The sequence below is a fragment of the Hafnia alvei genome (assembly GCF_964063325.1).
GTDB lineage: Bacteria > Pseudomonadota > Gammaproteobacteria > Enterobacterales > Enterobacteriaceae > Hafnia > Hafnia alvei_B.
Window position 1 is genome coordinate 1,944,523 of sequence record NZ_OZ061315.1, and the last position, 14,525, is coordinate 1,959,047.

The 14,525-nt window shown below is 47.9% G+C and carries 8 protein-coding genes, 3 tRNA genes and 3 pseudogenes; 10 read left to right on the top strand and 4 right to left on the bottom strand.

The genetic code is table 11. The annotated features are described in order from the left end of the window. Positions 1 to 28 precede the first annotated feature (28 nt). The 4 genes from pgsA to AB3Y96_RS09230 all read left to right on the top strand — a co-directional run bounded on the left by pgsA (position 29) and on the right by AB3Y96_RS09230 (position 1,034). Positions 29 to 577, top strand: coding sequence for a CDP-diacylglycerol--glycerol-3-phosphate 3-phosphatidyltransferase (pgsA, locus tag AB3Y96_RS09215; protein WP_025801668.1), 549 nt, complete (start codon positions 29 to 31; stop codon positions 575 to 577). A 158-nt stretch (positions 578 to 735) separates the two neighbouring features. Beyond that, positions 736 to 811 (top strand) — tRNA-Gly (locus AB3Y96_RS09220). A 52-nt stretch (positions 812 to 863) separates the two neighbouring features. Next, a tRNA-Cys gene (locus AB3Y96_RS09225) sits at positions 864 to 937 on the top strand. Between the two features lie 10 nt (positions 938 to 947). Further along, positions 948 to 1,034, top strand: a tRNA-Leu gene (locus tag AB3Y96_RS09230). Positions 1,035 to 1,181: 147 nt separating this feature from the next. Here AB3Y96_RS09230 and AB3Y96_RS09235 read toward each other — a convergent pair. Then, positions 1,182 to 1,676, bottom strand: a pseudogene (locus tag AB3Y96_RS09235) (tyrosine-type recombinase/integrase); the annotation flags it as partial. Positions 1,677 to 1,782: 106 nt separating this feature from the next. Between AB3Y96_RS09235 and AB3Y96_RS09240 the strand changes: the two are divergent. Beyond that, positions 1,783 to 1,993: pseudogene (locus AB3Y96_RS09240) on the top strand (DUF4113 domain-containing protein); the annotation flags it as partial. A gap of 461 nt (positions 1,994 to 2,454) precedes the next feature. Here AB3Y96_RS09240 and AB3Y96_RS09245 read toward each other — a convergent pair. The 3 genes from AB3Y96_RS09245 to rcnR all read right to left on the bottom strand — a co-directional run bounded on the left by AB3Y96_RS09245 (position 2,455) and on the right by rcnR (position 5,076). Beyond that, complete coding sequence (locus AB3Y96_RS09245) at positions 2,455 to 3,609, bottom strand: MFS transporter (protein ID WP_367299027.1); 1,155 nt, start codon at positions 3,607 to 3,609, stop codon at positions 2,455 to 2,457. 79 nt (positions 3,610 to 3,688) lie between these two features. After that, positions 3,689 to 4,354, bottom strand: a complete 666-nt coding sequence (locus AB3Y96_RS09250; protein ID WP_247650375.1) for a TetR/AcrR family transcriptional regulator — start codon at positions 4,352 to 4,354, stop codon at positions 3,689 to 3,691. Positions 4,355 to 4,803: 449 nt separating this feature from the next. Beyond that, positions 4,804 to 5,076, bottom strand: a complete 273-nt coding sequence (gene rcnR, locus AB3Y96_RS09255; RefSeq protein WP_072307400.1) for a Ni(II)/Co(II)-binding transcriptional repressor RcnR — start codon at positions 5,074 to 5,076, stop codon at positions 4,804 to 4,806. Between the two features lie 120 nt (positions 5,077 to 5,196). Here rcnR and AB3Y96_RS09260 point away from each other — a divergent pair, with 120 nt between their 5' ends. The 5 genes and pseudogenes from AB3Y96_RS09260 to brnQ all read left to right on the top strand — a co-directional run bounded on the left by AB3Y96_RS09260 (position 5,197) and on the right by brnQ (position 14,507). After that, positions 5,197 to 6,054: a nickel/cobalt efflux protein RcnA gene (locus tag AB3Y96_RS09260; RefSeq protein ID WP_367299028.1), complete on the top strand. Its 858-nt coding sequence runs from the start codon at positions 5,197 to 5,199 to the stop codon at positions 6,052 to 6,054. Between the two features lie 520 nt (positions 6,055 to 6,574). After that, positions 6,575 to 8,775 (top strand): annotated as a pseudogene (gene nrfB, locus AB3Y96_RS09265) (cyclic di-3',5'-guanylate-activated glycosyltransferase NrfB). After that, positions 8,772 to 11,747, top strand: a complete 2,976-nt coding sequence (locus AB3Y96_RS09270) for an NfrA family protein (RefSeq protein WP_367299029.1) — start codon at positions 8,772 to 8,774, stop codon at positions 11,745 to 11,747. The pseudogene nrfB and the gene AB3Y96_RS09270 overlap by 4 nt, the downstream one beginning before the upstream one ends. Beyond that, a complete protein-coding gene (locus AB3Y96_RS09275) occupies positions 11,747 to 12,646 on the top strand; it encodes a DUF4434 domain-containing protein (protein ID WP_367299030.1) in 900 nt (299 codons plus the stop codon). The genes AB3Y96_RS09270 and AB3Y96_RS09275 overlap by 1 nt, the downstream gene beginning before the upstream one ends. 571 nt (positions 12,647 to 13,217) lie before the next feature. Beyond that, entirely contained in the window at positions 13,218 to 14,507 is a 1,290-nt protein-coding gene (brnQ, locus tag AB3Y96_RS09280; protein WP_367299031.1) for a branched-chain amino acid transport system II carrier protein, read from the top strand. The last annotated feature ends 18 nt before the right edge of the window (positions 14,508 to 14,525 follow it).

A 14,525-nucleotide genomic window follows, 5' to 3' on the forward strand; every position in this document is an offset into this window, starting at 1 on the left:
CACATATGGAAGATAGTTACCTCACGCTATGCGATTAAATATACCGACCTTACTCACTCTGTTTCGCGTTGTCCTGATCCCATTTTTTGTTGTGGCGTTTTACCTTCCGTTTACCTGGGCTTCTTTTGCCTGCGCATTGATTTTTGTGTTTGCCGCGGTAACGGACTGGTTTGACGGATTCCTCGCCCGCCGGTGGAAACAAACAACGCGCTTCGGTGCATTCCTTGATCCAGTTGCTGACAAAGTGATGGTCGCAACGGCGCTGGTACTGGTGTGCGAGCATTATCACGTTTGGTGGATCACTTTGCCTGCTGCGACGATGATCGCCCGTGAAATCATTATTTCGGCGCTACGCGAATGGATGGCTGAAATTGGTAAACGCAGCAGCGTTGCGGTTTCTTGGATCGGCAAGGTAAAAACTTCTGCTCAAATGCTGGCCTTAGTGGGGCTGTTATGGCGTCCAGATACCTATGTGATCATTGCGGGTGTCATCGCACTGTACATTGCAGCAGTACTGACATTCTGGTCAATGTTCCAATATTTGAACGCTGCGCGGAATGATTTGCTCGAACCGTGATCGAAATGCGTTAAAAATCAGCAAACAGTCGTTGTGAGATAAAAATGATGTTGACGCGGTTCGTGAGATAAGTAGAATGCATCGCATCAGACGGCAACGACGAAAAGCCAGAAGATACAAGCAGCTAAGTTAGTGAAATTTACTAGCTAAAATGCTAAGCGGGAATAGCTCAGTTGGTAGAGCACGACCTTGCCAAGGTCGGGGTCGCGAGTTCGAGTCTCGTTTCCCGCTCCAAATTTAAAAGCTGGCATGAAAGTGCGGGTTTAGTTAGAAAGCTAAAGATTTTGGCGCGTTAACAAAGCGGTTATGTAGCGGATTGCAAATCCGTCTAGTCCGGTTCGACTCCGGAACGCGCCTCCAAATTTCCTTAGCCCGGGTGGTGGAATCGGTAGACACAAGGGATTTAAAATCCCTCGGCTGTAAGGCTGTACGAGTTCAAGTCTCGTCCCGGGTACCAAGGAAATTTACTAGAATAATCAAAGCAATAAAGCAGTGTCGTAGCCGCCGAGAGGCGGTTTTTTTGTGTCTAAAATCCTCCTTGCCTAACATCATGCCTAACATGATTTTCTCTTATCATCATACAAAAGCAGGAATGTTTTAGAATTCACTGCCCGCCAACTACCGGAACGATCTCCGTTTTTCTATCATATCGTGCGGTTTGTGATGTGGTTTTATGTCCTGAAATTTTTTGCTTATCAGAAATACTCCCTTCCAGATCGGAGATTCCCTTTGCCTTTAAATCATGAAAGGTAAAATCAAAAGCTAATTCAGGAAATGCCGTTTTTGCCGCATCCCGCGCTTTTTGCCAGCGGCTATTAAATCCATCGCGAGTATAGCGCTGGCCATGCTGCTGGTGGATTACGTACAAACTAGAAACGCAATCGGAGCCGGGTAATTCTTTAGCTAGCGAGATTACGTCCATCAGCTTCTGGCTCCATGCCTTGATCTGTCGCTTCCCTGTTTTTCCCTGCTCGATGAAGATCCCATCTTTTAATAATTGCTGCTTTGTTAGTCCGAGAACGTCGCCCTGGCGAGCACAGCATAAATAAGCTAACTCCATGGCAACTTTCACTACCGTTGGCACCGCGTGTTGAAGTGTATTCGATTGATGAGGCGTTCATGGATCTTCGTGGTGTGAGCCATTGCCGTAATCTTGAAGATTTTGTGCGTGAAGTACGTGAATAGCGTCTTCACGTTACGATAAAGGCGTGTCGCAGCTTAATCTGTTTGATGAGTTGGGGCCAAAGCCCAACAGCGAGGCGCTGATGAAGGTCCTCGATGAGATAAACAATAAGGGTAGGGGCAAGATTTGGTTTGCAGGTCAAGGGATCGAAGGGCTGGCAGATGAAACGAAACATGCTTTCGCCAGCCTACACCACGCGGTTTTCAGAGTCGCCCATAGCGTTTGCTAAGTAAGTGCCTAGTCCTGCATCAGGATACAGAAAGAGTTTAGTCCGCTAAGAGCGAAAAGCTGTCCTTTGTCATGAGGTGGTGACATTTGCCTCATGGTCAGGATATAAGAATATTGCCCTCAGCCTATGTCTGCTTGAAATGATGGATTCCAGTAGGCGAAGGCGGCTTTCACTGAGATGAACTGCGAGTAATTCTGCCGCTTTCTTAGCGCCCTTTGAGCGAAGCGTATAAAATATTTCGCGATGATTTTCCCTAGCAGGATTCGACCAAACTCCCGGTATTGTAAGCATCAAACATGGCTATCAGCAGGGCAAAATCCGGATGGATTAAGACCCCGGCACGCAGAGCCTACTCGATGATAAAGGCCCGTTAGTTTTGAATAAATTTAACGGCTAAATCGACGCCCCGTGATTTTTTATAATCAGGGCATTTTTATCTTCAGAACCTATTAACTCCAGAACCTATTAACTCCAGCCTTGTTTACTGCGACGGATATAAGGCAATACGGATAATAAAGCCAGAACTGCTAATACCATTCCAATCCATAAAGCTGAACGTAAACCGAATCCTGATGAAATTGCCATCCCACCTAAATAAGAACCGCCACCTAATCCAATATTGATAACGGAAGTATGAACGGCATTGACCATTGGACCTGGATGCGCCACGCTGACAATTCTTGCCATCATTGCCGGATTCATTGGCACACCAGATAAACCGATGAGTATGACAGCCAGAATAGCAATAACTTGATATTGAACAAATAGTGCCATGCCGATCAAAGAAATACTCAATATTGTTAAGCCGACAACCATAACAGCTAAACTATGGCGATATGCAAGACGTCCCGTTACCATATTTCCGATGATATTGGCTAGCCCATAAAGCATCAGAATGAAGGGGACAGTCTGCATTGTAAATTCACTGACATCAGTCAGCACGGGAACAAAATAACTGAATGCCGCAAAGCTTGCGCCTAAAATTAAACAGCTGGTCGTACAGGCTTTCCAGTAGGCTTTATTTTTAAATGCCTTTATCTCTTCGGCCATTTTAATAGCACCGCCGCCTGTCATTTGCGGTAATAAGCGTACTAAGACCAACAAACATATCAATACCAGGACTGCGACCAACCCAAAGCTCATTTTCCAGCCCCAGTATTGGTCAATGATTGTCGCGATAGGTACACCAAAGACATTGGATACCATAAAGCCTGCGATCACTATTGATGCTGCCCTTGGGCGATTTTCTACAGACACAAGGGCCATACTTGTCGCTAGTGAAAGGCTTAAACAACCCGCGCACAAAATACCCGTAACGATTCGAATGGCAACTAACACATTGTAATCAGAGACAAAGACACTTAACCCCTGCACGATAACATAGAGTCCTAGCATCCATAATAACGTTGCCCGGTATGGGGCTTTAAATTTAAGAAAAGCGTAAGTTAATACTGGGCCACCTAGCATCACACCGAATGCATAATACGAAATCAAATGCCCAACTTCACCGACAGTAACGCCAAACGCTTCAGATAGCGTGGTCATCATACCCGCCACCATTAACTCTGCTGTGCCTAATGAAAAAATGGCTAACCCTAAAATATATACAACTAATGGCATGTTTTTTTATTTCCCTACTGTATTGGAATGATCGTTACAAAAATGAATACAAGTAATTAATGAACGTTTGCGCTTAAATTTATAAATTGATTAACAGACCAGCGACGACATCTTCGAGGATTTTTCTATCTGAAATGTTTTTGTTCAGTACACGTAAACCGTAATAGCCTGCCATAAAGCCTCTCGCCATTTCGACGGCTGATGCTTTATTGTTTAGTTCACCGCTTCGTTGACCTTCGATAAAAACGGCGACCAACGTTTGTTCTAAATGCTGACGATATTCATTATTCAGACTGGCAACGGCTTCATCTTTACTGCCCATCTCCAGCGCTGAAAATAAGACCATGGCATCATGCTGCTCTGGCTGAGAAAGATCTTCGGCAATACCCCAAAGCAGAAGGGTATGTAACCGCTCTTTTACCCGGCCAGATTGTGTGAGTATTGATAACTGTGCTGACATAGTTTGTTCATGGCTGCGTAGTAACGCTTGCTCGTACAGAGCTTGCTTGCTACCAAAGGCATTATATAAGCTTCCCCGCCCTAATCCTGTACCATCGCATAAATCTTGCGCAGAGGTACCCGCATAGCCATTGGCGCTGAAAACAGCAACGGCAGCATCAATGACATCCTGATCTTCGAACTTACGTGGACGACCTGGAAAGGTTGGTTTTTCAGCACTCATAGGGATGGGGGGACTTGAAATGAGTTGAGGCGGCATAGTATTGATTATGGAACGATCAGTCAAATAATTTTCATAAAAAAATCAGCGGTGATGCGCAGACAAATTTTCTTATGAATTGCCATGTGTTTCTGTAGAGGAACGTGTGGATTTTATCCTTTCCAGGATAGTACGTTGATAAAATGGCAACTACGCGTAATGGTTAATCATCATGCCTGAATCTGCCGTATTCTAGTAAACACACAACTTCCGCTCTTGGCACAGGGCTGACCTAAAGGTTCACTTTTTCTAAGAGCGATGAACCTCTAATGTGAAGAGAGTAGCAGCTGATGCTGCTCTACATGACTTTTTAAGGAATATATCTGATGGCACTTTGGTTACAGATCCCTGCATCAATATAAACAATCGCTATCTTGATCGTCTTCATCAGCTCTTATGCGCAGGGATTCGAGCGTTATATCTAATGCTGAAGGGGCACTTTCCTTGAACGAAGGCTCTCTTTACGTGATCTCAGCTTATTTGATATAGGAATCCAGTACCTTTAACACAACGTCGAGATCTTCTTCGCGCTGTGCGACGTTGTCCTGATGCACAATATGTTCAGTCAGATGACCTTTAATGACCTCTCGCATTAATCCATTCACCGCACCACGAATAGCGGCAATCTGCTGTAATACCGCAGAGCATTCATGGGGCTCATCGAGCATTTTATTGAGTGCTGCAACTTGCCCTTGAAGCTTGCTGGTGCGGGCTTTCAGCTTTTTTTTATCTCTAATCGTATGTGACACAGCAACACCTTCATAACATTCTCAGGTATGCAATATAGCACTTCATTTATACTGGGGGGTAGTATTTGATACTGGGGGGGAGTATGCTTTTTTGCACCCATAATAGTAAGAATTATTATCATGAACGATTTTGCGTCAGTGTTTCAGCAAGGTAATGCGTGGTTTTTTATCCCTAGCGCGATCCTTTTGGGGGCGTTACACGGATTAGAGCCTGGTCATTCAAAAACGATGATGGCTGCATTCATTATTGCCATTAAAGGCACGGTTCGGCAGGCAGTGATGCTCGGGCTCGCGGCTACGTTCTCTCATACCACCATTGTTTGGTTGATAGCATTTGGTGGGATGTATGTGAGTCAGAAGTTTACCGCCCAGTCCGTTGAACCTTGGCTTCAGTTGATCTCAGCGATGATCATTTTAACCACCGCTGTTTGGATGTTTTGGCGAACGTGGAGAGGTGAAAAAAATTGGTTGGCGGATATGGAATCTGGCGATCATCATGACCACGACCACGACCACGACCACGACCACGACCACGACCACGACCACGACCATGATCACGTACATCAATTTGATGGTTTGCTGCAAGAGAGCAAAGAGTACCAAGACGCTCACGCCCTGGCACATGCCAATGATATCAAAAAACGGTTCACAAATAGCACCGTGACTAATGGACAAATTCTGCTGTTCGGCCTGACGGGAGGGCTAATCCCATGTCCTGCGGCTATTACCGTACTTCTCATCTGCATCCAACTCAAAGCGCTGACGCTGGGTGCCACTATGGTTGTCTGTTTCAGTATTGGCCTTGCACTGACATTAGTTGCTGTTGGCGTTGGCGCCGCGGTGGGGGTGAAGCAGGCACAAAAAAGATGGCATGGATTTAACCTGCTCGCGCAAAAAGCGCCTTACTTATCTAGCGCTCTTATTGGTTTAGTTGGGGTATACATGGCAATACATGGGGGTTTGGCGATCCTAAAATAATCTTCAGATGCCCACTTTGAAGATTGCATTGAGTCCATAATTTTTTATCAAGCCCTGATGCAAGTTAGGGCTTTTATCTGTTGGAAATCCACTCACCGTCATACCGTTTTTTATCTCTTTCACAGAGGTTAAGTCGTTGTGTTGTATAAAGAAATTAATAACTGTGGAAAATTCCTAAATTTACTTCATTGATATTTTATAGTAGTTTGCACCTCGATATATAGCGGGTAATCGAGACACTGCTATGTGTAGCCCACATCTTTTCCTCCAAATTATCCATCTATGTTACAGCGACGGAACGACTATGCGCTGTGCAACCAACAGCGTGTAGGTGGCAATCTTGGGGCTCGCTGCATAGTGCCCGCCATCTGGCTGTTTTTATACCTGAGATTTGCGGCTCCTATAAGTTTTACCCTCTGGTTGGGCAAAGTGAAAAAAATCTCCTATAGATCAACGATACGCCCACGTCACCTGCTCAGTTGCGGCTCTGCACCGCTTTGAAATCACTTTGGGGTTTTTAATGGATTGGATGGTTGATGCATTTACCACATATCTTTATGGCATAAAGATTATTGCGATAACCTTAGCAATACTGATGCTTATCAGCGGTATTGATGATCTTTTCATCGATATTGTTTACTGGGCAAGGCGCATTTGGCGCAGTCTAACGACCTACAAAAAGCATAAACACTTAAGCCACAAAGAGCTGTATAAGCCTGATGAAAAACCGCTGGCGATCATGGTTCCTGCCTGGAACGAAACCGGCGTCATAGGCAATATGGCCGAGCTAGCCGCGACGACGCTAGATTATGAAAACTATCATATTTTTGTTGGCACCTACCCAAATGACCCAGACACCCAGCGTGATGTCGACGAGGTTTGTGCCCGATTTCCCAATATTCATAAAGTTGTCTGTGCACGACCGGGCCCAACCAGCAAAGCCGACTGTCTGAACAACGTACTCGATGCGATCCTTCAGTTTGAGCAGAGTGCCAATTTTAAGTTTTCAGGGTTTATCTTGCACGATGCTGAAGATGTGATTTCGCCGATGGAGCTGAGATTGTTCAACTATCTGGTTGAACGCAAAGATTTAATTCAAATCCCTGTTTATCCCTTTGAACGCCCTTGGACATTGATGAATTTGCTGAACAGCACGGCAAAGATGTACCGGTACGTGAAGTTATCGCGGGGCAGGTACCGAGCGCTGGCGTAGGGACCTGTTTTAGCCGTCGAGCGGTGATGGCGTTGTTAGCCGATGGTGATGGTATTGCTTTTGATGTGCAAAGTTTGACCGAAGACTATGACATTGGTTTTCGTTTAAAAGAGAAAGGGATGAAGGAGATTTTTGTTCGCTTCCCGGTATTGCCAGACGGGGTTAAGCCGCATTCAACGCCGTTCGGCCAGCGAGCCAGATCGGCCAATGTTATTTGCGTGCGTGAATATTTCCCCGATACCTACTCAACCGCGGTCAGACAAAAATCACGTTGGATTATTGGTATCGTCTTTCAAGGGTTCAAAACTCATCATTGGAGCAGCAGCCCGATGATGAATTATTTCCTGTGGCGCGACAGAAAAGGGGCTATCAATAATTTCCTGAGCTTCTTCGCTATGCTGGTAATGATTCAACTGACCTTGCTGGCACTCTACCAACGATTTTGGCCCGATGCGTGGCGCTTTTTATCGATTTTTACCGGCGACACATGGTTGTTCACGCTGCTGTGGATCAACTTTGGTCTTATGGTAAATCGTATGTTCCAGCGAGTCGTTTTCGTGACGGTTTATTATGGACTGCGACAAGGCTTGATGTCGATTTTGCGCTTGTTCTGGGGCAATCTGATCAACTTTATGGCGAACTGGCGTGCGTTAAGGCAGGTGATTCAGCATGGCGATCCACGGCGAGTGGCTTGGGACAAAACCACCCATGATTTTCCTAGCGTGGGTCAGAACCGCGCATTGCGTCTGTTAGGTTCGATTCTGATTGAGCAAGGTGCAGTCACGCAGGAACAGCTCGAAGATGCGTTGGTCAACCGTATTCCAGGTTTAAAACTGGGCAATACGTTGGTACATCGCGGCATCATCACGCCAATGCAGCTGGCTCAAGCCTTAGCAGTACAAAATGATGTTACGGCAGAATCTATTGATGAACGCAAAATAGATCCGGCGCTGATCGAAAAAGTGCCTGCCTCTGTCGCTTTGCACTATGCGGCGCTGCCGATACGCGAAGAGAATGAGAAAATGATCTTCGCTTGCGAAAGTGCGATAGACCCTGTTTCGTTGGCGGCGCTGGCGCGCAAAGTTGGAAAGCGGGTCAGCTACGTTATTGCGCCGAGCGGGCAGGTGGTGGTGGGGCTACGTCATTGGTATGCGCGTCTTCGAGGAAAGGATCACTACGCCATGCTTGAAAAAGCGGTGGCTGAGAAGTGGCTTACTCAGGAGCAAAGCGAGTCAATCTGGTCGAACTTTGTTTCGCGCCAATTGCTGTTTGCGGAAATCTTGGCATCGCTTGGGAGCATTGATGGTGCTTCGCTTAAGGCATTGTTGCTTCGACACGAGCGTAGCATTCTGCCACTTGGCGAGTTTTTAGTGACCGAAAATGTGGTGAGCCAAGCAACGCTGAATCGCGCCCTCGAAATACAAAAAGAACTACAGCCAACGCTCGCGTCATTGCTGGCGCAGGCGGGATTAAGTCAGGAACAAATTCAGATGCTGGAGGCCGCATGATTAAGCGTTGTCACCTCAGCGTGCTCATCGGCTCAGTTTTGATGAGCACGGTGGCTTTTGCGGCGCCGGAACCGGGAAGTTCAGAGGATCTCGGCATTAGTGACCGCCAATACTTCATGGTTTACCCGCATCTGGAAAAAGCGATGCGGGCGCTCAAAGAACAGCGTGAAAATGTGGCTATCAGTGAATTTGAACGAGCCCACAAGCAAGCACAGGAAAGTGCGCGTTTAGCCCTTTATCTCTCTGAAGCTTATCGCCACTTTGGGCATGATAAGCAGGCGAAAGCGGTATTAGATCGGCAGTTGAAAAGAACCCCAAGCAGTGCGCAAGGTTATATCGAATTAAAAGCGGCGCTCGCGGCGGTTCCGGGAAAAACGTGGACTATCAATACGCTGGCAGATTTAAAACGCTATCAAGCTGATTGTGACAGCGATCCTACGACTTACTGTCGCAGCGATGTTGGGCAGCATGCACTGCGTCTGGGTCAGTTTGATATCGCTAAAGCGCAGCTTAACGATGCTACATTTAACGCCACGCCAGAAGGACATACGCTGGCGGATGCCATTATGCAAAGGGCGATCTTCCTGAAAAAATGGGATGACGTTGACGACAGCTTTGAGCGACTACGCACGCAGGGTAAGCTGACATACGAACAGTCAAATCAGTGGTTTGGTATTTTACTGGCACAGCATAGCGACGACAGACTCGTCGCGCTGCAAGGGATCAACGTGATGAACGCGCCCTTGCAGCAGCTACATTATGCTCAGTCGCTGGCGCTGCGTAATGAAAATGCTCGCCTTAGTACCTATCTACAAACGCGAACGCCGCGTTTTGTACAACAGGATCAGGAACGCGGTTGGCTCTATTTACTGGCAAAATACAGTCAGGATCCAAGTGAGGCGTTAGCCAGCTACCCCACTGACTTTGCTGAAAACCAAACCTATATCGCGCAAACGCTAATCCCGGATCGCATTGCACAGCACGATCTTGCGGGGGCCAAACGCCTACTGGCGGGATATTCCCGCGATCAGCTGTTAGAGCAGCGGTTGCAATTGAGCGAAGCGGAAAACGATACTGCGCAAATAGTGCAGCTTGCACGACAGATGTATCAGCGATCGCCGCAGGATCTCACATTACTCGATCGGCTTAGCTATCAGCTGGTTCAGACCGGGCAGAAGGCAGAGGCTAGCCGCTTGTTACTGGCGCGCTATCCATATCAAAACGCGGGCGCAACGGGACAAAACCTGACTGGCCGCTTAATGCTTCTGCTAAAAGAGGATCCCCGTTTGCTGACGGCAAAAGACATCGAACGATTGTCGGTGCCGTTGCCAACGCCACAGCAGCGAATGCAGCAAGCATCGATATTCAACACTGAGGAACAGTGCCCGATTGTGCGTCGTTTGCTGGGCGATATGTCGCCAGAATATGGTGCTACGGCATGGTATCAATTAGCTAACTGCTATCACACTGATTCGCCGGGGCTCGCTCTGTTCGCGTATCAGCAGGCCGATCGGCGTCAACCGAATACCTTCAGCAAGCGCTCGCTCGCCTACCAAGCCTATGCGGTTCAAGATTTCCAAGCAGCTTCACGCGCATGGTCTGCGGTTCCGGTGGCTGATATGAGCGCGAACGACACGATGGCGGCGGCAAATAGTGCGCTGGCTGCCCACGATATCCATGCGTTAACGGGTTGGCTTCGCGAAGCGAAGAAGCATCAGCAAGATCAGACGGCGGAATATTGGTGGCTGCATTCTCATAGCCAAAACGCTCCATCCGGCGCTCTGGCTGACTTGAATCGTTCCATTGAAATTAAACCGATGGCATCAGCGTTGGCCGACCGTGCGGCGCTGTATCGCCAACAAGGTCAGCTTAATCTCGCGTTGGCTGATTTGCGTCAGGCGATCGCCTTAGAGCCTGATAATACGGCCAACCATGCGGCGTTGGGTTATGCCTTATGGGATGCGGATCAAATTGCGCTATCTCGCGATGAGCTGAAACTGGCGGAACAAAATACGCCAGACGATCCTGCTTTGATTCAACAGTTGGCCTATGTAAATCAACGTTTAGATGACATTCCACAGGCGCAAAGCTATACCGAACGCGTGGTGGATGATATCGATCGAGCCTATGCGCCGCAGGGATTGAGCGAGCAGGATAGCGAGCGTCGATTCAATTTCCGCCGCATGCATGAAGACACTGGGCGTCGCTGGACATTTAGCGTTGATACATCGATGGGGCTGTCGGGTAAGAATAGCATTCCAAACAGCAGCGTATTAGGCAGTTCGGCCCAGCCGTATGCCGCGCGCAGAAGTTACGGGCAGATGGAGGCGGAATACCGCATCGGACACAACCAAATTGTAGATGGTGATTTGCTATCTGTTTACAGTCGAGTGTTTGCCGGTAGCGGAAACGAAGGTAACTTCTTACCCACTAAGGCACCGATGATGGGGCTTGGCGTTCGCTGGAAACCGCTGCGCGAGCAGGTGTTTTATTTAGCGGCAGAACAGCAAATTCCGCTGGATAGACATGAAAGCGAAGCGGATATGCTACTGCGCGCCAGCGCATCCTTCCTTAACGGCGGCAAGTATAGCGATGAATGGCATCCTAATGGGAACGGTTGGATCGCGCAAAACCTCTATCTGGATGCGGCTCACTACGTCAAACAGGATAGCCAAAGTTACACCGCTGATTATCGACTGAGCTGGCATCAGAAAATCCCTAATATTCCAAGTGCGCAAACTGTGGAACCCTATGGGCATCTGCAATATAACGCCACTCAGAACGGTGCATATTCTGATGCTAAACTCGGTGGCGTTGGCGTGCGCTGGAATATGTGGTCAGGCGAAAATCATTATGATGCCTACCCGCACAAAATCAGCGTTGGTATTGAATTCCAACATTTATTTAGTGGGAAGAACCAAATCGTGGAATCTAAAAATGGCGCCTTTGTGACCTTTGGAGGACGCTGGTAATGACAATAATCTCTCGCTGGTGCGTCTTATTACTCTTGCTGATGGCACCTTGGGCGCACGCGATGAACGCCATAATTTATCAGCCGCAGCTTAGAGATATGAGCGCGGATAAATCCCAGTGGCGAACGCTGATGGACACATTACGCGATGCGGGTTTCGATACCTTAGTGCTGCAGTGGAGCGAATATGGCAGCGCCTTTAGCCAAGGGGAAGAGCAGCAGTGGCTGATGGATCGCGCACGCGTTGCGCACGACCGCGGATTGCATATCGTGGTGGGGCTGCATGCTGACCCCGAGTTTTTCACCCGCCAAAACCAACCCGTGAAGGCATTAGGCAATTACCTAAACCGCCAGCGCACACAGGATGTTGCCGTTGCTCAGCGCTGGATAGATAAGTTTGGTAGCGCAAATATTGCGGGTTGGTATCTGACGCCTGAGCTGGATGATTTACGCTGGCGTGATGAAACAAGTCGTTCGGTGGCCGTGAAATGGCTGACTGAAACTAAGCAATCGTTGCTGGCTGTCGCCGATAAACCGGTGAGCATCAGTAGCTTTTTTGCCGGTAATATGACGCCAGACACTTACCGCGATACGGTGGCTGATTTTGCGGCGACTGGGGTGAAGATCTGGGCTCAGGATGGCGCGGGTGTGGATAAACTCAGCCAACGCGAACGTTCACTGTATTTAAATACCACGGTAGGATGCGAGAAAACATCGCCAGCGGCGGGTGAGGTTTTTGAAATCTTCCGCCAAATCAAAGGCGATAAAGCCTTTCATGCACAGCCGGCATCGGCGCAAGAAATTAGCTCGGTGTTGCGCCAAACCTCAGCCTGTGGAAAAGATAAGCTGATATTCTCGCTGCGCTATTTACCCGCGGCTGTGGGCATTTTGGCTTATTAAGTTCATGATGTGTTGGCACTTTGCGGATGATTTGCAGGGTGCCAGCATTTTAAAGAAATTTATAGCGTGTAAGCGATAGCTGATGCCGCAGCAGTAAACCCCTCCGAACCTATTTACCATTCTCTTTTCGCTAACGCTGAAACATTCACATCAGATTAGATGCCAAAATAATGATGTAGAGCGCCAGCATCACAACAGTGGTTCCTGCGACAAGATACCGATCTTGGCGTTTGCTATCAGATTTGTTTTGGTTAGGCATATCGGGTCTCAAAAGGTCAATGAGTTGGCTAAGTCTAGGTCAAACTGCCGGAACAGGCCGATTATGGGTATGACAGACCGTAAGGTGACGAACCTTAACATAGGTTTATTTTTCAACGCAATGTTGATTTTTCAACTTCTCGTTGATAATTTGAATCCAACACATCGCCGGGCAGCGATGTGATAAATTATGTATATATCAGGCTGATATTTCGGCTTGAATCATTTCTGATTACTTTAGATGAGTGCGCATGCCGCGTGGTCGGTAAGGTTTTGCTCAGAGAACACCCAGACACAAAGCGGCTTATAACCTATGAATGTTAGACAAACTATTACACTTGGATTTATGACTTTTGCGCTCTTCGTCGGCGCAGGAAACATCATCTTTCCCCCCTTTATTGGCCTAAGAGCCGGTGAGAATTTTTGGTATGCCACCGGGGGATTTTTAATTACCGGCGTGGGTTTACCGGTGCTGGCGCTGATTGCGATGGCGCGTAACAACGGTTCATTGGTGGAATTGACTAAGCCGGCAGGTAAGCTGTTTGGTCTGATCCTTTCACTGATTTGTTATCTGGCGCTGGGGCCGCTGTTTGGCGCACCGCGAACCGCCACCGTTTCTTATGAAATCGGTATTAATCCGCTGTTTTCAGGCCATGTGCCACTCAGCGTATTTAGTCTATTGTTCTTTATTGCCGTGGTTCTATGCTCGCTGAACCCGCTAAAGCTGATTGATATTGTGGGCAAGTTTCTTTCGCCGATCAAAGTGGCTTCGCTTGGCGCTTTGGGGTTGTACGCATTCTGGCGTCCGGCAGGCAACGAACTGTTCACGTTTCCTGAATATGTTGAGAATCCGCTCTCCAGCGGCATGATTAACGGCTATCTCACCATGGATACGCTGGCTGCACTGGTGTTTAGTATTATTATCGTGAATGCGATTAAGTCACATGGCGTTGATTCATCGCAGCGGATCACGCGCTACATGGTAATCACGGGGTTGATTGCCGCAGCAGGGCTGACCTATGTTTACGTCAGCCTGTTCTATTTAGGTGCCTATAGTCTGCCGCTGGCGCGTTCAGCCACTAACGGCGCTGATGTTTTACATGCCTTCATCGTGAATGGGTTCGGCTATCAAGGCAGCATATTTTTGGCCTTTATCATTACTGTTGCCTGCTTGGTGACGGCGATTGGCCTAACCAGCGCCTGTGCTTCCTATTTCAGTCAGATAACGGGTAAATCCTACAAGATGTTCGTGGTGATTTTGGCCGCCGCCTCTATGCTGCTGTCTAATCTTGGGCTGACCGAAATTATTCACTTCTCTTTGCCCGCGTTAACCTCGGTCTATCCGCCATTCATTGTGCTGGTGATATATGGCGCGCTGGCTAGACCGGGCGATCATTCTGTCGCCCTGTGCATGCCTGCAACGCTGGTTGCGTTCGTCATCGGGATTTTACAAAGCGTGGTTCCAGCCGAAGAGCTGCCTTGGGTGGCCGGAAACCTTCCATTCTATAAAGAGGGTATGGCGTGGATTATTCCAACTATCGTGGTCTTTATGCTCAGCGCGGTATTTGCGAAATATAAGAAGCCGGTACCGGTTGAGAATTAAATACCAACAGATATTACG